This window comes from Pseudomonas sp. URMO17WK12:I11 (genome assembly GCF_007677725.1).
Taxonomy (GTDB): Bacteria; Pseudomonadota; Gammaproteobacteria; order Pseudomonadales; family Pseudomonadaceae; genus Aquipseudomonas.
The window spans coordinates 388,871-405,485 of sequence record NZ_VEDF01000001.1; the positions used below are offsets into that span (position 1 = coordinate 388,871).

Sequence of the window (16,615 nt, forward strand, 5' to 3'; positions counted from 1 at the left end):
GGCCAATCCCGTTCCGTTTTGGAACTGTTTTCTCCCGTCAGCAGGCATGAGGCGGCGATTCTTGTATCGGTTTGCAAATCCGTCTACGCCGGTTCGATTCCGACCTCGGCCTCCACCATTCGAAAGCCCCGCAGATTAACGTCTGCGGGGTTTTTCTTTGTGGGTTGAAAATTTAGCCAGCTTAACGAAGTAATGAACCCGCATTGGCCAGGCAGAGTCTCTGGAAAAACAGAGAGGACTTATGCCATGACTGTGACACTCAGGACATTACAAGGGGATGAGATCCCCGAAGCGTTGCGGCGTGAAGGGTTGTCTGTGCTGTTTGAAGTCGAAGACGAAGAGGGTGGCCTGCACTATAGAGAAGATGACGCCCAGGCGGCCAGGCTGGTGGTGGAGCTTTCTGGCGAATCATAATCGTGGTGCACTGCTTGAAGACGGCGCCGGTGGATCTCCGGCGCTGCGTTCAGGCCGGGCGATCAACCAAGGTCCTGGCTTACCCGGCCCACGGCATCGACCACCTGTTGGGCGCCTGCTCGAATGCCGCTGATGGCATCGCCTGCCTGGGACGCCAGGCTCAACCCTTGCCCGGCGCTGGTGCGGCTGTTCTCGATCTCGGTCACCGCTTGAGAGGCGAGCATCTGGTTGCGCGCCACGACGGCGACAATTTCATCGGTAGCGGTGCTGGTCCGCGCCGCCAGTTGCCGTACCTCATCGGCCACTACGGCAAAGCCTCTTCCTTGTTCGCCGGCCCGGGCCGCCTCGATGGCAGCGTTCAGTGCGAGCAGATTGGTTTGCGAAGCAATGCCGCCAATGGTCTGCACAATCGAGCTGATCAGCACCGACTGCTTGTCTAGCGCCTGGATGGTGGAGGCTGCCGATTGCATCTGCTCGCTGACCGCCTGCATGGTCTGTACGGCCTGGCCTACCACTGAAACGCCATTGCTGGCGCTGAGGTCGGTGTGCCGAGAAACTTCCAGCGCCATCTGCGCGGCGCTTCTGACTTCTTGCTCGCGTCTGACCTGATCGGTCACCACGGCCGCAAACTTGACCACCCGTACCAGACGTCCCTCAGCATCGTTGACCGGGTTGTAGCTGGCCTCGAGCCACACTTCATCGCCGCGGCTGTCCAAGCGACGGAAGCGGCCACTGACATAGCGACCAGTGTTGAGGGTCTTCCAGAACTCTTCGTAAGCCGGGCTTGCACTGAAATCGGTATCGCAGAACATGCGGTGGCTCTTACCCACCACCTGATCTTCGCGGTAGCCCATGGCATCGAGAAACTGCTGGTTGACGCCGAGCACCGTGCCTTTCAAATCAAATTGAATGACCGCGGTGGAGCGCAACAGCGCATCGAGCAATGCCTGGTTTTCCCGTGCAGCGGCAATGTGTTGAGTGGCGTCCTGGCCATACCCTATGACTTCCAGCAACTTTCCTTGAGCGTCGCACAGCGGATGCCAGGTTAAACGCAGCCATGCCAACGGCTTGCCGTTACGTAAATAGCGATACTCATCGCTGACGGGTCGCCCGGCAGGTATTTCCCTCATGAAGTTGCGGTAGCACGGCAACTTTGAAACATACTCCGGTACCAATTGCGACAAGGCTTTGCCTTGCACTTGGGCGGGGCTCAAGCCTAAAGCTGCGGCGAACGCATCGTTGCACTCGGTGACTACATAGTGGGCATTGAGCTTTACATGAAGTCCAGCCTGGGCGATTTGATCGAGGCGTTGCTCCGCGCACGCGAGTTCGCGTTCAAGCTCGGCGATGCGAGCCTTGAGGGACGTGTTGAACATGTTGGGGGTTACCTCGATGAAGGCGCAGCATGGAATGTTGAGCGGGACGACATTGATGTCATTTCGCTAGCACTAGACATCTTCCCCTTGCCAACGTTCCTGATCGGCCCCATCGAAAGCACCCCGCGCGGTGCCACTCGCGGGGTGCTCTTCAGTGCGTGCGGGGCTCAGCCATGGCTGAGCGACAATTCGCTGATGATGCACACCGAGCCATCCTCGGCCGGTGTCGCATCGGTGTAGTCGACCTGATTGTAGACGCCGCCGTGAAACTCGAACAGATGGCTGTCCCACGTATCATCCAGCTGCAGGCCAGTGGAGGACTTGGACACTCCATTACACCTGGCAGTTACCTTCACCATGCCCGCAGCGGTCACGTGGATGATCACCTCGAACGCGGACCCCAGCGGCACATCTTGCAAGAGCGTGCTATTGATGGGGTTGGCCTGGTTATAAGTCTGGCGGAAACCCAGGGTGATCTTGGCTTTGTTCCAAAACACCTTCACCGGAGGGCTGTCATCACCCCTGACGTGCATCTGGCTGATGACGACCTTTTGTGCTGAATTCACTTTGCTCAAGGTCATGGTTTGCCGATTCCAGTGATCGGCAGCGCTCGCCAATGTCCAATTACGGCTTTCCGACCACTCGCAGCGAGTGCGGTGCGTGCTTTTGCTCGATGCGCCTTTGGTAGGGGCCGAGAACTGCACCGCGCCGTCGCTTAGCACCTTCACCACGCTGGGGAACTGGACGATGGCTTCGGCGCCGTTGAGCTCTAGCGCAACCGGGTTCACGGACGAGACTGGGACGGGGGTAGTGATCGTTAGATTACTGATGTTTACGGTCATAGAAACTCCTGACGATAAAATCATTGGCCTGGCACGATTGCCTTCCAACCGTGATGCGTTGCTCTGCATCCGTCTGGGCACTGCGGCAAATGGCCAGGCGGATGCGTCGAAGCACACTGCGCACAAAGTGCGCCAAAACTGTATGGATGTACAGTATTTCGCTCAGGGAAAAATTCAAGTAGTGGCAAATTAGTGACAAAGTGATATCACTTTGTATAGAGTCGCGCCCGGTCGATGCGCGACCCTGCCAATGACGGCGCTAATGGAGCTGTAAAATGAAATTTCGCAAGGTAATGGGAGCGGCAATGATGGCCGCAGTCGTCGGTATCAACGGCTGCGCGAGTATCGTGGGCGAGTCGCGCTATCCGGTGGCAGTATCCAGCGCTCCGTCCGGCGCAAGCTTTGAAATTACCGACAAGAACGGCACGATCGTGCACAGCGGCAATACGCCGAGCACGGTGACGCTGAAATCAGGGAAAGGTTATTTCACCGGCCAGACCTACATGCTGCGCTTCAAGAAAGAAGGCTACCCGGACAAGACCATCGAACTGGATTCGAGCCTGAGCGGTTGGTACTGGGGCAACATTCTGATCGGCGGGCTGGTTGGCATGCTTATCGTCGATCCATTGACCGGTGCCATGTACAAGCTGCCGGACGTTGCATCGGCAGACATGGGGCAGCCCTTGGCGCAAACGGGTGAGGGCACCTTGAATGTCGGATTGATCGATGACTTATCGATCGCGCAGCGTGAGCGTCTGGTGCCGGTCGAGTAACGGCTGCCCAGCCAGGCCCAGCGGCAAGCGCCACTGGGCTTGCAGAAAAAAGAAAACCCGCCAGCAAGTGGCGGGTTCAAAGAACGTATGGAGCGCTGCAAGAGTGCCCGGGCCAGTGTCAGCAAAACGTGAAAAGCATGTAGGTACGCTGTGAAGCGCGATAGCGGGGATTGTCTGCATTGACTCGCCAGGTCGATCGGCCTATACAAGCGTTGCCGATTTCCAGGAGCCACCATGCGCGACGACGATGACCTGCACGAACCTGAACACGATCACCTGCTCGATCACGAATTCCTCCATGACGGCATAGATCTCGAACCCGATGCCCAGGGTGCGCTTGACGATGTCGAGGACGAAGAGGCGTCGCTGGATGACTTCGACGACGAAGAAAGCGATCACCCAGCCTGGCATGACGATCCGAACGATTGATCAGCGCCGGTCCAGCGAGAACCGCCCTGGGCCGCTGACCGCCAGGGCGAGCAGGCCGCCACAGATGCTCAGGTTCTTCAGGAACTGCGTCATGTTGGCTGCCCGATCTGGGTCCACCATATTCCAGTATTGGTGGCCAAGCAGCGCAGTGCCCAGCACGAACAAGGCAAATATCAGCGCCAAGGGGCGCGTGTAGAACCCCAGAACCAGCAAGATGCCGACGATGAATTCCATGATCACGGCGATTGCTGCCGCGAGCATTGGCGCTGGCGCACCCAGTGAGGTCATGTAGCCAACCGTTGCCTCGAAACTTGTCAGCTTGGCCCAGCCTGACAGCACGAACAGCACCATCAATAACAAGCGGGCGAGTAATAGAAAGAGATCGCGTTGACCATCGAGCAACGAATAACGCATGGCGGCGTACCGGTGGACGAGAATAACTTCCACTGTAGCAGCTGTAGGTAGGATTGCAGGCCGTTCGCAGGGCAGCGATTACGCTGCTGTTGGCAGGTCGAGAAAGCGGTGGTGCCCCGGCCCGGACTCGAACCGGGACGCCGTTAAGCGGCGCATTTTAAGTGCGATGTGTCTACCAATTTCACCACCGGGGCACGATGGGAAGCCGCTGATTAGACCCTAAAAGCGAGAAGAAATCAACGATTTAGACGTTCGGAAAAGGGCCGCGCGCAGCGCTACTATTCGACGTCGATTCTTGCTCTTGGTTCGAGGTGCACTGAGCGCGCCGCAGCAGGATGCGTCGTTGCAAATCACGTCTGTTGAAATAGAACGGCGCTTGATGGCACTGCGCCGTTATTTGAAGGTCTTCAGCAACAAGGGTCTGTTGAATTTGGCTGATAGGATTGCAGGAGGCGCTTATGCATATCGGCTGTCTGGGGTGGGGATCGCTTATCTGGAAGCCAGGCGAATTAAGCATCGCCGGTGAGTGGCATGCCGATGGTCCTGTGGTGCCCATTGAATTTTCGCGGGTTGCCGACGGCAAGGAACTGGCGACCGCTATTTGTTTAAGTGCGCTACCCGTGCCGGTGTTATGGGCCCGACTTGCGGCACAGTCGTTACAGCAGGCTTGTGCCGAGCTGCATGTTCGAGAGGCAATTGCCCAAGGGCGCCAGGACGGTATCGGCACGCTCCTGGTTCATGATGATGACGGTATCGATGAATTGAACCGTTGGGCGCTTGAGCGCGGCTTTGACGCTTTGATATGGACTGCACTGCCACCTCGTTACCTGAACGTCGAGAACCGTGTGCCTACCGCCGCGCAGGCGATCAGCTATTTGAAAACCCTCACGGGAGGCGACCGGGCGCACGCAAAAAGTTACATACAACAGGTGCCCTAGCAAATTGCTACGCGCTATCGAACAGCGTTCTCCGAGCGGCTGGAGTGGTAGTGTTGGGGTGCAGATGTAAGTGTGACTAATTGCATCGAACCTTTATTCTGGCCGTCTGCTCTTATTTAAAGACATTCGTGGCGCGATGCTTTAGGATGATCAGCCTGTTTCCCTAAACTTTGAGGATTTATTATGTCCCGTCTGGCAGAATTTCGTCAGCTCGAACAGAAACTGGCCGCACAACTGGCCGAACTGGAAGCCATGAAGGGTTCTTCCGAGCTGCAGAAAGAGATCGAATTCGAAACCAAACTACGTGATCTTCTGAGTACCTATGGCTACAGCCTGCGCGATATCATCAATATTCTCGACCCGCAGTCCAATCGCCGTGCCGCTGCACCGGCCAGCGCAGAAAAAGCGCCGCGTCGCGCTCGTCAAGTCAAACAATACAAGAACCCGCACAATGGCGAGATCATCGAGACCAAAGGCGGCAATCACAAACTGCTGAAAGAGTGGAAAGCCGAATACGGTGCCGATGAAGTCGAATCCTGGCTGAGCCGCTAATATCGCCCGCAGTGGTGGCACTTCGGTGCCGCCACGCTCGGTCGACTGCCGTGACCCGCAACCGGTCACAGACTCGCTATAGCTGAATGTTCTAACCCGCCCATCTATATTGCCTATGCTCATGCGCGAGTAAGGTCTGTGATGTGGGCACCGTACCTTGATGTCTCGTTGCCGCTGATACCCATTCCCTGGTTTCACTGAGCGCGACACGATGTCCGAAGCTTCCTCATCCGATTCGCAACGCCTTGCCGCTCGTTCTCATCTACTCTGGCGCCTGCTGTTTGCCAAGGTGCTGCTGCTGGGTGCTTTTCTTTATCTGTGCCTGCTTGGGCTTGCTGGTTACCTGCTGTTGCTGGCTTTTGACGGAGCTCACCCGCCTTCGCAGCGCGTCACCGCGTTGGTCGGTGGCGTCTTGATTCTGGCTGTAGGGGGTTGGCTGCTCAGGGTCGCGCTGCCACGGCGCGGTGGTCCGGTGCTGGTTGAAGCCGAGGACAGATAATCTGTTGCAGCGCTACGTGTCGAAGCGCGGTACTCTCGGCTAAGCTATTCAGGCCCCTCCCGCTGTGCCTGTGGAGTTTGCATGGTTTCAGCCGACTGCATCGTTCAACCTGTCATGCCTGCCAGCCGCTACGAGCAGCTGGTGCAATCGGTAGTGGACTACGCCATCTATATGCTCGACCCTCGTGGCCATGTGGTGTCCTGGAACGCGGGCGCGCAGCGCATAAAGGGCTACCGGGCCGAAGACATCATCGGCAAGCATTTCTCGTTGTTCTTCACCCCTCAGGACGCCGCCGATGGGCGTCCGGCGCGGCTGCTCAAACAAGCGCTGGAGGAGGGCGTAGCCCAGGACGAGGGCTGGCGCGTGCGCCAAGATGGTACGCAGTTCTGGGCCCTGGCGGCGCTGGATGTGATCCGGGACGAGCATGGCCAGATTATCGGTTTGGCCAAGGTCACCCGAGACATCACCGACCGGCGCGAGTCGGCGCAGCAGCTTGATGCGGTGCGCGCTCAGTTGTTCCAGGCGCAGAAGCTCGAAGCGCTGGGTCAACTGACTGGCGGGTTGGCGCATGACTTCAATAATCTGCTCACCATCATCATCAACTCGGCGCGCCTGGCGCAGGCCAACCCTGATCCGGCACGGGTGGCGCGCATGATCGAACACATTCTCGAAGCCGGGCAGCGTGGCACGGAGCTCACTCAGCAGCTGTTGAGCTTCGCCCGCCACCGGCAACTGCAAGTCGCGCTGATCGACCCTGCTCAGCTGCTGGCGTCCACGCACAGCCTGATGGAGCATGCGCTGCCCAGGGAGATCGAGCTCGAACAGCACCTGCAGCCGGGCTTGCCGTTGATCGAGGTCGACGCCGGGCAACTGCAGATGGTTCTACTCAACCTGCTGTTCAATGCCCGTGACGCCATCGGTGAGCGTGGCAACATCCGTCTGCATGTGGAAAGGGCAGAACTTGGCGGGGAAGTGGAGGATATGTGCGGCAGTTTCGTGTGTTTTGAAGTGGCAGACAACGGCGCGGGGATCGACCCTGAGTGGCTACCGAGGATCTTCGAGCCGTTCTTCACCACCAAGCCCTTTGGCAAGGGTACCGGTCTGGGCTTGAGTCAGGCCTACGGCTTCGCCAAGCAAAGTCATGGCGCTATCACGGTCGACAGCAGCGTGGGCCAAGGCACTGTCATGCGCCTGTACTTGCCTGCCCACCTTGGTGCTGGTCAGCTCGGGTGCGATGGCCAAGCGCAACACACCGCGCATCGATAACCGCATCCGTGCGGTTCGAAGCGTTAGAAGGCTCAGTGTTGATCGTCGTGCTTTTCCGGAGCAGGGCTACCTGCCTGGATACGCTTGAAGATTTCTTCACGGTGCACCTGAACATCTTTCGGTGCATCGATGCCAATCCTCACCTGCATCCCTTTGACGCCCAGAATGGTGACTTTGATGTCGTCGTTGATGACGATGCTTTCGCCAACCTTACGGGTGAGTATCAGCATGTAATTCTCCTTGGGGATATAGAAATCCATCGAGCCTCAGGGCGCGATGGTGGGAGCCTGTCCCGCTTCCTTCTCATTAAAGACGCTTTCGAAGAACAGTAATTCCCCAAAAGACAAAATCTGTTGCGTGTCTTTAGTTGCAGGCGTCGGTTCAATCGCGGCGTAACGTATCGGCGAAGGTGCTCGATGCCAAGAATAGGGGGCTTCGCGATTTATGGGAAATTTCTCTGCATGATCGCTTGGATAGCCTGGCTCAATCATGTTCAACCGCTTCCAACGCCTGCAAAAACAGCAACAGCGCGACCTCTTCGGCGTCCAGCCCTTTGCGTACCCGCCCGCCGGGCAGCTCGGCCAGTCGCCCAAGGGCGTAATGTTCGAGCACCGCCGGGTGAATGTAGCAGCGCCGGCACACTGCCGGCGTGTTGCCCAGGCGCGCGGCAACCTGTTTGACGATGGCCGACACCTGGCGCTTGGCTTCGGTTTCCGGTTCCCAGGCCAGCGGCTTGAGCAGGCTCAGCGCCAGGCTGCTGCCGGCCCAGGTACGGTAGTCCTTGGCGGTGAAGTCGGCGCCAGTGAGCTGTTGCAGGAACTGGTTGATATCGCTGGAGCCGATGCTGTGGCGTTGGCCGTCTTCGTCCAGGTACTGAAACAGCGCCTGCCCCGGCAGTTCCATGCAGCGCTTGAGCAGGTTGGCCAGGCGCCGGTCACGCAAGGTGACATTGTGCTCGACCCCACGCTTGCCGCGAAATTGAAAGCGGATGGTGCTGCCTTTCACTTCCACGTGACGGTTGCGCAGGGTGGTCAGGCCGTAGGATTTGTTGTCGCGCATGTAGCGCTGATTGCCGATGCGGATCAGCGTGTGGTCGAGCAAGCTGACCACCAGGGCCATGACTTTTTCGCGCTCAAGCCCTGGGCGCGCCAGGTGCAGCTCCAACTGCGCGCGCAGCTTGGGCAGGGCCTTGGCGAAGGCGAGCATGCGCCCGTATTTATGCTGATCACGCGATTCGCGCCATTGCGCATGGTAGCGGTACTGCTTGCGACCGCGGGCGTCGCGGCCAGTGGCTTGCAAGTGGCCCTGCGGGTCGGCGCAGATCCATACATCGGTGTACGCCGGAGGAATCACCAACGCCGCGATACGCGCCAGGGTGTCTTTGTCCTTGACCCGTTGGCCCTCGGCATCGAGGTAGATGAAGCGGTCACGCCAGCGGCGCCGGGTCAGCCCCGGTTGGCTGTCGTCAACATAGTGCAGGCTCGCAGGAAGGGGGCAGTCGAGCATCGTCAGGGGGCCTCGATCAGGTCACTGAGCAATGGACAACGAATGATGCGAAGATGCTCAGCCCAGCAACGCCACCGACTTGATCTGCGCAATCAAGGCTTGGCCTGGGTGCACGTCCAGCTGATCGGCAGAATAACGGGTAATGCGCGCCAGCAGCGCCGTGCCGTTGGCATCCAGGCTCACCAGGACATGCGCCGGGTTCTCGGCCGCTTGGACCTGCAGCACGCGCACCGCCAAGCGATTGAGGATGCTCGAGGTGCTGTCAGCGTCGAGCGTCAGGCTGACATCGCGCGCCTGGACCTTGACCCGCAGCGTGCTGCCCGGACTGAGCGCTGGGTGGGCGATGCGCAGCAGAGGGGCCGCGCTGCCGGGCAGGCGCAAGTCGAGCAGATCATAGCGCGGGTCATGACCCACCACCTGGCCCTCGATCACCACCCCGGCATCCTCGCCCTGGGCCAGCGACAGATCAAGCCGCGCCAGGGTTTCGCCGATCGGGCCGCTGGCAGTGGCACGGCCTTGCTCGAGCAGCACCAGGTGATCGGCGAGCCTGGCCACCTCATCCTGAGCATGGCTGACGTACACCACAGGTATGTCCAGCTCGTCATGCAGACGTTCAAGATAGGGCAGGATTTCGCGTTTGCGCGGCCCGTCCAGCGCTGCAAGGGGTTCGTCCATCAACAATAATCGCGGGCTGCTGAGCAGTGCGCGGGCGATCCCGACCCGCTGCGCCTCACCGCCGGACAGGGTAGCCGGGGTGCGCTCGAGCAAGTGGCCAATGCCCAGTAGCCGCGAGGCTTGCTCCACGCTCACCTTGCGCTCGGCAGGGGCAATGCGCCGCCAGCCAAATTCCAGATTGCCGCGCACCGACAGGTGGGCGAACAGGCTGGCCTCCTGGAACACATAGCCCAGTGGGCGCAAGTGCGGTGGCAGGAAAAAGCTGCGGCTGCTGTCTTGCCAGACTTCGCCGTTGACTTCGATGTAGGCGCTGGCGGCACGCTCGAGCCCGGCCAGACACCGCAGGCAGGAGGTCTTGCCCGAGCCGGAATGGCCGAACAAAGCAGTGATGCCGCGCCCCGGCAGCTGCAGGTCGACGTCCAGGGTGAAGTCGTCGCGCGCCAACCGGATACGCGCCGTGATCGATCCGTTCATGTCAGCTCCAGGCGGTCTTGCCGCGACGTCCGGCATACAGCAGAAGTAGCACGAGGAACGAGAACACCAGCATCGCCCCCGCCAGCCAATGGGCTTGCGCGTAGGCCATGCCCTCGACGTGATCGAAGATCTGCACCGATACCACGCGGGTCTTGTCCGGAATGTTGCCGCCGATCATCAGCACCACTCCGAATTCCCCGACGGTGTGAGCGAAACCGAGAATGCTGGCAGTGACGAAGCCCGGCCGGGCGAGCGGCAGCACCACATGCACGAAGCTGTCCCATGGGCCGGCACGCAGAGTAGCCGCGACTTCCAACGGTCTGGGGCCAATGGCGCTGAAGGCGTTTTGCAGCGGCTGAACCACGAACGGCATGGAATAGACCGTCGAGCCGATCACCAGGCCTGTGAAGCTGAACACCACCGTACCCAGGCCCAAGGCTTGGGTGGCCTGGCCTAGCCAGCCATGCGGGCCGAGGGCGATCAGCAGGTAGAAACCGATCACCGTCGGCGGCAACACCAGCGGCAGCGCCACCACTGCGCCGACCGGGCCGCGCAGCCACGACCGCGTGCGTGCCAGCCACCAGGCGATGGGAGTGCCGATGATCAGCAGGATCAGCGTGGTCAGGCTGGCCAGTTTGATGGTCAGCCAGATAGCGCCGAAATCACTGGCGTCCAGCGGCATCAGATTTCATAGCCATAGGACTTGATCAGCGCAGCGGCCTTCGGCCCTTTCAGGTACTCGACCAAGGCTTTGGCAGCCGGATTGTCCTTGCCTTTTTCGAGGATCACCGCGTCCTGGCGGATCGGCTCATGCAGTGTCGATGGGACGATCCATGTCGAGCCGCTTGCGACTTTGCCGTCCTTGTAGATCTGCGACAGGGCGACGAAACCCACCTCGGCATTGCCGGTGGAAACGAACTGGTAAGCCTGGGTGATGTTCTGTCCTTCGACGATCTTGCCCCGCGTGGCCTCGGTCAGGTGCAGCTTGTCGAGCACCTGGGTTGCGGCCAGGCCATACGGCGCGGTCTTCGGGTTGGCGATCGCCAGGTGCTGGTAGGCGTTGCGCTTGAGTACCTCGCCGTGGTCGTCAACGTAGCCCGGCTTGGCCGACCACAGCGCCAAGGTGCCGATTGCATAGGTGAAGCGCGACCCTGGAACGATGGCATGCTCCTGTTCGAGTTTGGCCGGGGTGCTGTCGTCGGCGGCGAGGAACACTTCAAACGGGGCGCCGTTCTTGATCTGCGCATAGAACTGCCCGGTGGCGCCATAAGCGGCGATCAGCTTGTGACCGGTGTCTTTCTCGAAATCCTGGGCAATGGCCTGGATCGGTGCCGTGAAGTTGGCAGCCACAGCGACTTGAACCTCGTCGGCCCAGGCGATGTTGAGGGTGAACAGGCTGGCCAGGGCCGTGACGGCCAATTGCGGCGAACGGATACGCATGAATGCAGCTCCTGAGGGCGTTATCGCTATAACCCAAACTATATAGCGATAGGCCAGTGAGCGGGAAGCGCGCTCATGGATTTTTTAACCACGGATCGTTGCCAGCGCTGTCTCGGCGATGTCACGCGTAAGCTGGTCGGCAGCTAGCCGCTTGCCCAAGCGCAAGGCTTGCCCGGCCCACAGGTTGCTGAAATCGCCGTTGCCTTGGGGATCGGTGATCGCCCGCAGCGGCATCAATGCGCCACCGGCCAGCGGGAAGTCAGGCGCCAGCGCGCTCATCGGTCCGAGCTCGCGCATGATGCGGTTGTTGATACCGCGCGCAGGACGACCGGTGAACAGGTTGGTCAACGCCGTATCGCTGGCTGCAGCACAGGCCAGCGCCTGGCGGTGGGCAGGGGAAACCTTTACCTGCCCAGTGAACAGGTAGGCGGTGCCAATCTGCACCGCACTGGCACCGAGCGCCAAGGCGGCCAACAGACCCCGGTGATCGGCGATGCCACCGGCTGCGATCACCGGCAGACGCACCGCGTCGGCCACTTGTGGGACCAGGGCGAAGGTGCCGATCTGCGTGTTGATGTCGTCGCTCAGGAACATGCCGCGGTGCCCGCCCGCTTCATAGCCCATGGCGATTATCGCATCGCAGCCGTTGGCTTGCAGCCACTGCGCTTCCTCTACCGTGGTGGCACTGCTAAGCACCTTGGCCCCCGCGGCCTTGACCCGCTGCAGCAGCGAGGCCTGCGGTAATCCGAAGTGAAAGCTCACCACTTCAGGGCGCAGTTCTTCGATCAGCCGGCAGCTCTGCTCGTCGAACGGGGCGCGATTGGACACCGGGGTGGGGGCGGCAACGTCGGCGCCGACCTCGGCGTAATAGGGCTCGAGCGCCTGTTTCCAACGCTTCTCACGCTCAGGATCGGGTGTTGGCGTCTGGTGGCAAAAAAAATTCAAGTTCAGCGGCTTGCCCGGACAGGCCGTGCGAAACGCCTCGATCTCGCTGCGCACCTGTTCGCTGGTAAGCATGGCGCAGGGCAGGGCGCCGAGCCCCCCGGCGCTGGCCACGGCAATCGCCAATGGCGAGCCGCTGGCCCCGGCCATGGGCGCTTGGAGGATGGGCAAGGCGATGCCCAGCAGATCGAGAATTCGTCGGTCGGGCCAGTCGCTCACGGGTTGCTCCTTTGAATGTCGGGTCTACAGCGCCTTGCTGACCTGGATGTCGCTGATCTTCTCGGCATCATCGCCATGAATCTTGCGCAGCGCTTCGAGGGCCTGTTCATCGGACGCGTCGTCCATCACCGCGAAGTCCCAGCGCCGCTGGCCGTCGAGTTTGTACTTGATGACGTATTTGATGTTCTGGGTCATGGCGGGCCTTATCCGAGTTTCGACGACGAGCGACGGATGATCTTGATCTTGTGGGTCAGGGTGGGTTTGCGTGTCACCGAAATCGGGCGGGTGCTCACGGTATCGATGGTGATATTCCAGAAACCGGTGCTAGGCACGGTGATTCGCGCCGGGAAACGCTCGAAGTGCCCGCCATGGTAGGTGTGCCGGCCGCCGTTTTTGAAGCTGCGGAAATTGGCGTCGTTCATCAGGCGGATGTTGCAGCGCTGGGAACACTCGATAACGACGATATCGTCCTCGTTGAGGTGCTCGCGCTGGTGTACGAATTTCATGGGGTGCTCCGCAAAGTCTGGTTCTGCAAAGGCGAACGATACCATGTTGTCGGGCCTGGCTCTCGCGCCAGATCGGCGCAGGCCGAGAAAACTGCCAAAGCCGGGAGCAAAATGGCCTGCGAATTGTCCTACACATTCTTGTCATGCGAGGTGCGATTAATGAAGTGGATGGTGGCAGCGTTAGCGCTGACGCTCGGCGGCTGCGTCAGCGTCGCTGAGCTTGAGCAGTCTCACGAGACCCTGGACGTGATTTCGGGCAAGACTCCGCGTGAATACGCCGACTGCATGAAGGCGCACCTGGCCGACACGCGCGATCCGCTGGTCGAAGAGGCCCGCGGCGATGGACTGCGGCTGATCGTGCCGCAAAAACTCACCTCTGGCGCCGGGCCAGCGGCGTTGGTGGACATCGACAAGCGCGGCAGTGGCAGCAGTATCAAATTGCATGAGCGCCTCAACAACTTCCCATTGCGCTTGGGTGATGTACGCACCTCGGCGACCAAATGCATCTCCGGAAGTTGATCTGAAGCAAGCCAAGCGCGCTTAGCAGGCCATTTGCCATCCGCTGGCCGGGCGGGGCGTTGTTGCGACTTCGCTGGCGGGGCTAGTATCCATTTGCTTATGTGTTTTAAGCCTAAGCTTATAACAAAAGAAATGGAGATTCGTGATGGCCCCATTGAGACGCGTCTTGATCGGCAGCTTGCTGATCCTGGCCTGGCCGGCGGCGCAAGCCGCTGATGGCCAGAAAATATTTACCCAGGGAGGTGCCAACCCTGCCGCCATGGCCTGCATCGGCTGCCACGGTGCAGATGGCAAGGGCATTGCCGCTGCTGGGTTTCCCCGCCTGGCGGGGCTGCCTGCCGGCTACCTGGCCAAGCAATTGCACGACTGGCGCAGCGGCAGTCGCCAGCAGGCGGTCATGGCGCCGCTGGCCAGTGCCCTGAGCGAAGAGGAAATCGCCGCCGTCAGTCAATACCTGGCCGAGCTGCCGGCTGACCCAGCGCCCGCGCTGCAGCGCCAGCAGATCGCAGCCAACCCCACCGAGCGCTTGGCCCTGTATGGCGACTGGAGTCGGCAGATCCCAGGGTGCGTGCAGTGCCATGGCCCTGGAGGCAGCGGTATCGGCGAGCACTTCCCGCCCTTGTCCGGGCAGCCCGCGGCGTACCTGAAGGCCCAGCTCGACGGGTGGCGCAACGGCAGCCGCAAGAACGACCCCAACCAGCTGATGGCGGGCGTGGCCAAGGCCATGACCGACGCCGAAGTCACGGCGCTTTCCGAGTACTTCGCCCAGCTCACCCGTTCGGAGGTCAAGCCATGAAAACCGTATTTCCTTCGCTGTGCCTGTTGGCCGTGGGCAATGCACTGGCGAGCCCTGCGCCCATCGCCATGGAAGATCAGTCGCAGCTCAATGTCCCCGCAGCCCATGCGGCGGCGCAATTCACCCCTCCCCAGGAGCAGAGCCTGCCGGATAATGCCTTCGGCGCCATGGTCCGAGAAGGCCACGCGCTGTTCGTCGATACCCGTCGGCTGATGCCCGACGCCGTTGGCAACGGCATGAACTGCAGCAACTGCCACCTTGACCAGGGTCGTATGGCCCACTCGGCGCCGCTCTGGGGTGCGTATCCCATGTACCCGGCCTATCGCAAGAAAAACAACAAGGTCAACACCTACGCCGAACGTATCCAAGGCTGCTTCCAGTTCAGCATGAACGGCAAGCCGCCGGCCGCCGACAGCCCGCAGATGACCGCGCTTGCCGTTTACTCGTACTGGTTGTCGACCCAGGCCCCGACTGGCGTCGAGCTGCCCGGCCGTGGCTACCCCGAGGTGACGCAGCCCAAGGGCGGTTATGACTTCAAGCGTGGCCAGCAGGTGTACGCCGAGCAATGCGCGATCTGCCACGGCGACCAAGGTCAGGGCCAGAAAGTCGCGGGCGAATACGTGATGCCGCCGTTGTGGGGCAAGGATTCCTACAACTGGGGTGCCGGCATGCACCGGATCAACACCGCCGCGTCCTTCATCAAGTACAACATGCCCTTGGGCAAGCCGGGCAGTTTGAGCGACCAGCAGGCGTGGGACGTCGCCGCCTGGATCAACCGGCATGAACGCCCGCAGGACCCGCGCCTGGTCGAAGGCTCGGTGGAAAAGACGCGGTTGAAGTTCCACGCCAACGACGGCGTCAACCTGTATGGGCAAAAGGTCGATGGCGTGCTGCTCGGGCAGGGCAGTGGCCAGTGAGCAGGGCGCCCGCCGGCCCTGCCGGCGTTGGCCGCCTGAGGCCGGATAGCGGCATCTTCACGAACTTTTTGGAACTATCTACACTGAGGTGTCTCTATGATGGCAGCGTTCGACTCAGGCAGGGCATTGTAAGGTTAATCCCGCCTGATTAGACTGCGCCGAATTCCCCAGGCCTAGCCTTCGTTTAAGGATGTTTATGATCAAGAAATGCTTGTTCCCGGCAGCTGGCTACGGCACTCGTTTCCTGCCTGCTACCAAAGCCATGCCCAAGGAAATGCTGCCGGTGGTCAACAAGCCACTGATCCAGTATGGCGTTGAAGAAGCATTGGCTGCCGGTCTGAACGAAGTCTCCATCGTCACCGGTCGTGGCAAGCGCGCCCTGGAAGACCATTTCGATATCAGCTACGAGCTGGAAACCCAGATCAAGGGTACCGACAAGGAAAAATACCTGGTCGGTATTCGTCGTCTGCTCGATGAATGCTCGTTTTCCTACACGCGCCAGACCGAAATGAAAGGTCTGGGCCACGCCATCCTGACCGGCCGCCCGCTGATCGGTGACGAGCCGTTCGCCGTGGTGCTGGCAGACGACCTGTGCGTCAACCTCGATGGCGAAGGTGTCCTTGCGCAGATGGTGGCGCTGTACAAGAAGTACCGCTGCTCGATCGTGGCCATCCAGGAAGTCGATCCGCAGGAAACCAACAAGTACGGCGTCATCGCCGGCGAAGAAATCAAGCCTGGGATCTTCCGCGTCGACTCGATGGTCGAGAAGCCCAAGCCTGAAGATGCGCCGTCCAACCTGGCAATCATCGGTCGCTACATCCTGACCCCGGACATTTTCGAGAAAATCGAACAGACCGAGCCTGGCAAAGGTGGCGAAATCCAGATCACCGACGCCCTGATGAAGCAGGCTGCCGAAGGCAACGTGATCGCCTACAAGTTCCAGGGCAAGCGTTTCGACTGCGGTGGCGCGGAAGGCTACATCGAGGCGACCAACTTCTGCTTCGAAAACTTCTACAAATCCGGCAAGGCGTACTGATACGCCAGCGCGGGTTCAAGGAGCCACCCTTCGGGGTGGCTTTTTTGTTCGCGGCGGCCAACGGCGGTATGCTGGGCGCCTG

General features: G+C 60.4%; 23 protein-coding genes, 1 tRNA gene and 1 pseudogene. 11 read left to right on the plus strand and 14 right to left on the minus strand.

Translation table 11 applies throughout. The features are described 5' to 3' along the window. The first annotated feature begins 246 nt into the window (after window positions 1-246). On the plus strand, window positions 247-414 hold the full coding sequence (locus FS665_RS23350; RefSeq protein ID WP_178108278.1) for a hypothetical protein: 168 nt from the start codon (window positions 247-249) through the stop codon (window positions 412-414). A gap of 62 nt (window positions 415-476) precedes the next feature. On the opposite strand, the gene FS665_RS23845 is transcribed toward FS665_RS23350, so the two are convergent. The 3 genes and pseudogenes from FS665_RS23845 to FS665_RS01920 all read right to left on the minus strand — a co-directional run bounded on the left by FS665_RS23845 (window position 477) and on the right by FS665_RS01920 (window position 2,632). Then, the gene (locus FS665_RS23845; RefSeq protein WP_256674928.1) at window positions 477-983 is read right to left on the minus strand and encodes a methyl-accepting chemotaxis protein; all 507 of its coding nucleotides are present in this window, start codon (window positions 981-983) and stop codon (window positions 477-479) included. A 30-nt stretch (window positions 984-1,013) separates the two neighbouring features. Then, a pseudogene (locus tag FS665_RS23850) lies at window positions 1,014-1,790 on the minus strand (PAS domain-containing protein); the annotation flags it as partial. A gap of 167 nt (window positions 1,791-1,957) precedes the next feature. After that, the gene (locus FS665_RS01920) at window positions 1,958-2,632 is read right to left on the minus strand and encodes a polysaccharide lyase family 7 protein (RefSeq protein ID WP_145182543.1); all 675 of its coding nucleotides are present in this window, start codon (window positions 2,630-2,632) and stop codon (window positions 1,958-1,960) included. Window positions 2,633-2,907: 275 nt separating this feature from the next. Between FS665_RS01920 and FS665_RS01925 the strand changes: the two genes are divergently transcribed. Continuing rightward, window positions 2,908-3,405, plus strand: coding sequence for a hypothetical protein (locus tag FS665_RS01925; RefSeq protein ID WP_145182546.1), 498 nt, complete (start codon window positions 2,908-2,910; stop codon window positions 3,403-3,405). Between the two features lie 234 nt (window positions 3,406-3,639). Beyond that, window positions 3,640-3,834 carry a hypothetical protein gene (locus FS665_RS01930; protein WP_145182549.1) on the plus strand — a complete coding sequence of 65 codons (195 nt, stop codon included), beginning with the start codon at window positions 3,640-3,642 and terminating at the stop codon, window positions 3,832-3,834. Here the strand turns inward: FS665_RS01930 and FS665_RS01935 are convergent, their stop codons facing one another. Together FS665_RS01935 and FS665_RS01940 are read right to left on the minus strand one after the other, a co-directional pair. Beyond that, on the minus strand, window positions 3,835-4,248 hold the full coding sequence (locus FS665_RS01935; protein ID WP_145182552.1) for a DoxX family protein: 414 nt from the start codon (window positions 4,246-4,248) through the stop codon (window positions 3,835-3,837). Between the two features lie 109 nt (window positions 4,249-4,357). Further along, window positions 4,358-4,442: transfer RNA gene (locus FS665_RS01940), tRNA-Leu, on the minus strand. A 264-nt stretch (window positions 4,443-4,706) separates the two neighbouring features. On the opposite strand from FS665_RS01940, the gene FS665_RS01945 reads away from it, so the two are divergent. From FS665_RS01945 to FS665_RS01960, 4 genes are all read left to right on the plus strand, one after another. Further along, a complete protein-coding gene (locus FS665_RS01945; protein WP_145182554.1) occupies window positions 4,707-5,186 on the plus strand; it encodes a hypothetical protein in 480 nt (159 codons plus the stop codon). A 183-nt stretch (window positions 5,187-5,369) separates the two neighbouring features. Continuing rightward, window positions 5,370-5,738, plus strand: coding sequence for a histone-like nucleoid-structuring protein, MvaT/MvaU family (locus FS665_RS01950; protein WP_145182557.1), 369 nt, complete (start codon window positions 5,370-5,372; stop codon window positions 5,736-5,738). A gap of 211 nt (window positions 5,739-5,949) precedes the next feature. Next, the gene (locus tag FS665_RS01955; protein ID WP_145182560.1) at window positions 5,950-6,237 is read left to right on the plus strand and encodes a hypothetical protein; all 288 of its coding nucleotides are present in this window, start codon (window positions 5,950-5,952) and stop codon (window positions 6,235-6,237) included. A gap of 81 nt (window positions 6,238-6,318) precedes the next feature. Then, window positions 6,319-7,503, plus strand: a complete 1,185-nt coding sequence (locus FS665_RS01960) for a nitrogen regulation protein NR(II) (RefSeq protein WP_145182563.1) — start codon at window positions 6,319-6,321, stop codon at window positions 7,501-7,503. 32 nt (window positions 7,504-7,535) lie between these two features. Here the strand turns inward: FS665_RS01960 and csrA are convergent, their stop codons facing one another. From csrA to FS665_RS02000, 9 genes are all read right to left on the minus strand, one after another. After that, window positions 7,536-7,733, minus strand: a complete 198-nt coding sequence (gene csrA, locus FS665_RS01965) for a carbon storage regulator CsrA (protein ID WP_012315047.1) — start codon at window positions 7,731-7,733, stop codon at window positions 7,536-7,538. Between the two features lie 36 nt (window positions 7,734-7,769). Continuing rightward, on the minus strand, window positions 7,770-7,994 hold the full coding sequence (locus FS665_RS01970) for a hypothetical protein (protein WP_145182566.1): 225 nt from the start codon (window positions 7,992-7,994) through the stop codon (window positions 7,770-7,772). Continuing rightward, a complete protein-coding gene (locus FS665_RS01975) occupies window positions 7,987-9,009 on the minus strand; it encodes a DNA topoisomerase IB (protein WP_145182569.1) in 1,023 nt (340 codons plus the stop codon). The genes FS665_RS01970 and FS665_RS01975 overlap by 8 nt, the downstream gene beginning before the upstream one ends. A 57-nt stretch (window positions 9,010-9,066) precedes the next feature. After that, window positions 9,067-10,158, minus strand: coding sequence for a molybdenum ABC transporter ATP-binding protein (modC, locus tag FS665_RS01980; protein ID WP_145182572.1), 1,092 nt, complete (start codon window positions 10,156-10,158; stop codon window positions 9,067-9,069). 1 nt (window position 10,159) lies between these two features. Beyond that, window positions 10,160-10,840, minus strand: a complete 681-nt coding sequence (gene modB / locus FS665_RS01985) for a molybdate ABC transporter permease subunit (RefSeq protein ID WP_145182575.1) — start codon at window positions 10,838-10,840, stop codon at window positions 10,160-10,162. Beyond that, a complete protein-coding gene (gene modA / locus FS665_RS01990; RefSeq protein WP_145182578.1) occupies window positions 10,840-11,598 on the minus strand; it encodes a molybdate ABC transporter substrate-binding protein in 759 nt (252 codons plus the stop codon). The genes modB and modA overlap by 1 nt, the downstream gene beginning before the upstream one ends. A gap of 84 nt (window positions 11,599-11,682) precedes the next feature. Then, complete coding sequence (locus FS665_RS01995) at window positions 11,683-12,759, minus strand: nitronate monooxygenase family protein (RefSeq protein ID WP_145182582.1); 1,077 nt, start codon at window positions 12,757-12,759, stop codon at window positions 11,683-11,685. 24 nt (window positions 12,760-12,783) lie between these two features. Further along, window positions 12,784-12,954 (minus strand): hypothetical protein, encoded by a 171-nt coding sequence (locus FS665_RS23355; RefSeq protein ID WP_178108279.1) that lies wholly within the window; start codon window positions 12,952-12,954, stop codon window positions 12,784-12,786. An 8-nt stretch (window positions 12,955-12,962) separates the two neighbouring features. Beyond that, complete coding sequence (locus FS665_RS02000) at window positions 12,963-13,265, minus strand: DUF1883 domain-containing protein (protein WP_145182585.1); 303 nt, start codon at window positions 13,263-13,265, stop codon at window positions 12,963-12,965. A 159-nt stretch (window positions 13,266-13,424) separates the two neighbouring features. On the opposite strand from FS665_RS02000, the gene FS665_RS02005 reads away from it, so the two are divergent. The 4 genes from FS665_RS02005 (at window position 13,425) to galU (ending at window position 16,533) form a co-directional block, all read left to right on the plus strand. Further along, window positions 13,425-13,784 carry a hypothetical protein gene (locus FS665_RS02005; RefSeq protein ID WP_145182588.1) on the plus strand — a complete coding sequence of 120 codons (360 nt, stop codon included), beginning with the start codon at window positions 13,425-13,427 and terminating at the stop codon, window positions 13,782-13,784. A gap of 145 nt (window positions 13,785-13,929) precedes the next feature. After that, window positions 13,930-14,580, plus strand: coding sequence for a cytochrome c (locus FS665_RS02010; RefSeq protein WP_145182591.1), 651 nt, complete (start codon window positions 13,930-13,932; stop codon window positions 14,578-14,580). Beyond that, entirely contained in the window at window positions 14,577-15,497 is a 921-nt protein-coding gene (locus tag FS665_RS02015) for a c-type cytochrome (RefSeq protein WP_145182593.1), read from the plus strand. The genes FS665_RS02010 and FS665_RS02015 overlap by 4 nt, the downstream gene beginning before the upstream one ends. A gap of 196 nt (window positions 15,498-15,693) precedes the next feature. Further along, complete coding sequence (gene galU, locus FS665_RS02020) at window positions 15,694-16,533, plus strand: UTP--glucose-1-phosphate uridylyltransferase GalU (RefSeq protein WP_145182596.1); 840 nt, start codon at window positions 15,694-15,696, stop codon at window positions 16,531-16,533. Window positions 16,534-16,615: the final 82 nt, after the last annotated feature.

Bases quoted from the DNA above. Each gene is read 5' to 3' on its own strand.
- FS665_RS23350 (WP_178108278.1), top strand. From the start codon at position 247: ATGACTGTGACACTCAGGACATTACAAGGGGATGAGATCCCCGAAGCG.
- FS665_RS23845 (WP_256674928.1), bottom strand. From the start codon at position 983: ATGGCGCTGGAAGTTTCTCGGCACACCGACCTCAGCGCCAGCAATGGC.
- FS665_RS01920 (WP_145182543.1), bottom strand. From the start codon at position 2,632: ATGACCGTAAACATCAGTAATCTAACGATCACTACCCCCGTCCCAGTC.
- FS665_RS01925 (WP_145182546.1), top strand. From the start codon at position 2,908: ATGAAATTTCGCAAGGTAATGGGAGCGGCAATGATGGCCGCAGTCGTC.
- FS665_RS01930 (WP_145182549.1), top strand. From the start codon at position 3,640: ATGCGCGACGACGATGACCTGCACGAACCTGAACACGATCACCTGCTC.
- FS665_RS01935 (WP_145182552.1), bottom strand. From the start codon at position 4,248: ATGCGTTATTCGTTGCTCGATGGTCAACGCGATCTCTTTCTATTACTC.
- FS665_RS01945 (WP_145182554.1), top strand. From the start codon at position 4,707: ATGCATATCGGCTGTCTGGGGTGGGGATCGCTTATCTGGAAGCCAGGC.
- FS665_RS01950 (WP_145182557.1), top strand. From the start codon at position 5,370: ATGTCCCGTCTGGCAGAATTTCGTCAGCTCGAACAGAAACTGGCCGCA.
- FS665_RS01955 (WP_145182560.1), top strand. From the start codon at position 5,950: ATGTCCGAAGCTTCCTCATCCGATTCGCAACGCCTTGCCGCTCGTTCT.
- FS665_RS01960 (WP_145182563.1), top strand. From the start codon at position 6,319: ATGGTTTCAGCCGACTGCATCGTTCAACCTGTCATGCCTGCCAGCCGC.
- csrA (WP_012315047.1), bottom strand. From the start codon at position 7,733: ATGCTGATACTCACCCGTAAGGTTGGCGAAAGCATCGTCATCAACGAC.
- FS665_RS01970 (WP_145182566.1), bottom strand. From the start codon at position 7,994: ATGATTGAGCCAGGCTATCCAAGCGATCATGCAGAGAAATTTCCCATA.
- FS665_RS01975 (WP_145182569.1), bottom strand. From the start codon at position 9,009: ATGCTCGACTGCCCCCTTCCTGCGAGCCTGCACTATGTTGACGACAGC.
- modC (WP_145182572.1), bottom strand. From the start codon at position 10,158: ATGAACGGATCGATCACGGCGCGTATCCGGTTGGCGCGCGACGACTTC.
- modB (WP_145182575.1), bottom strand. From the start codon at position 10,840: ATGCCGCTGGACGCCAGTGATTTCGGCGCTATCTGGCTGACCATCAAA.
- modA (WP_145182578.1), bottom strand. From the start codon at position 11,598: ATGCGTATCCGTTCGCCGCAATTGGCCGTCACGGCCCTGGCCAGCCTG.
- FS665_RS23355 (WP_178108279.1), bottom strand. From the start codon at position 12,954: ATGACCCAGAACATCAAATACGTCATCAAGTACAAACTCGACGGCCAG.
- FS665_RS02000 (WP_145182585.1), bottom strand. From the start codon at position 13,265: ATGAAATTCGTACACCAGCGCGAGCACCTCAACGAGGACGATATCGTC.
- FS665_RS02005 (WP_145182588.1), top strand. From the start codon at position 13,425: ATGAAGTGGATGGTGGCAGCGTTAGCGCTGACGCTCGGCGGCTGCGTC.
- FS665_RS02010 (WP_145182591.1), top strand. From the start codon at position 13,930: ATGGCCCCATTGAGACGCGTCTTGATCGGCAGCTTGCTGATCCTGGCC.
- FS665_RS02015 (WP_145182593.1), top strand. From the start codon at position 14,577: ATGAAAACCGTATTTCCTTCGCTGTGCCTGTTGGCCGTGGGCAATGCA.
- galU (WP_145182596.1), top strand. From the start codon at position 15,694: ATGATCAAGAAATGCTTGTTCCCGGCAGCTGGCTACGGCACTCGTTTC.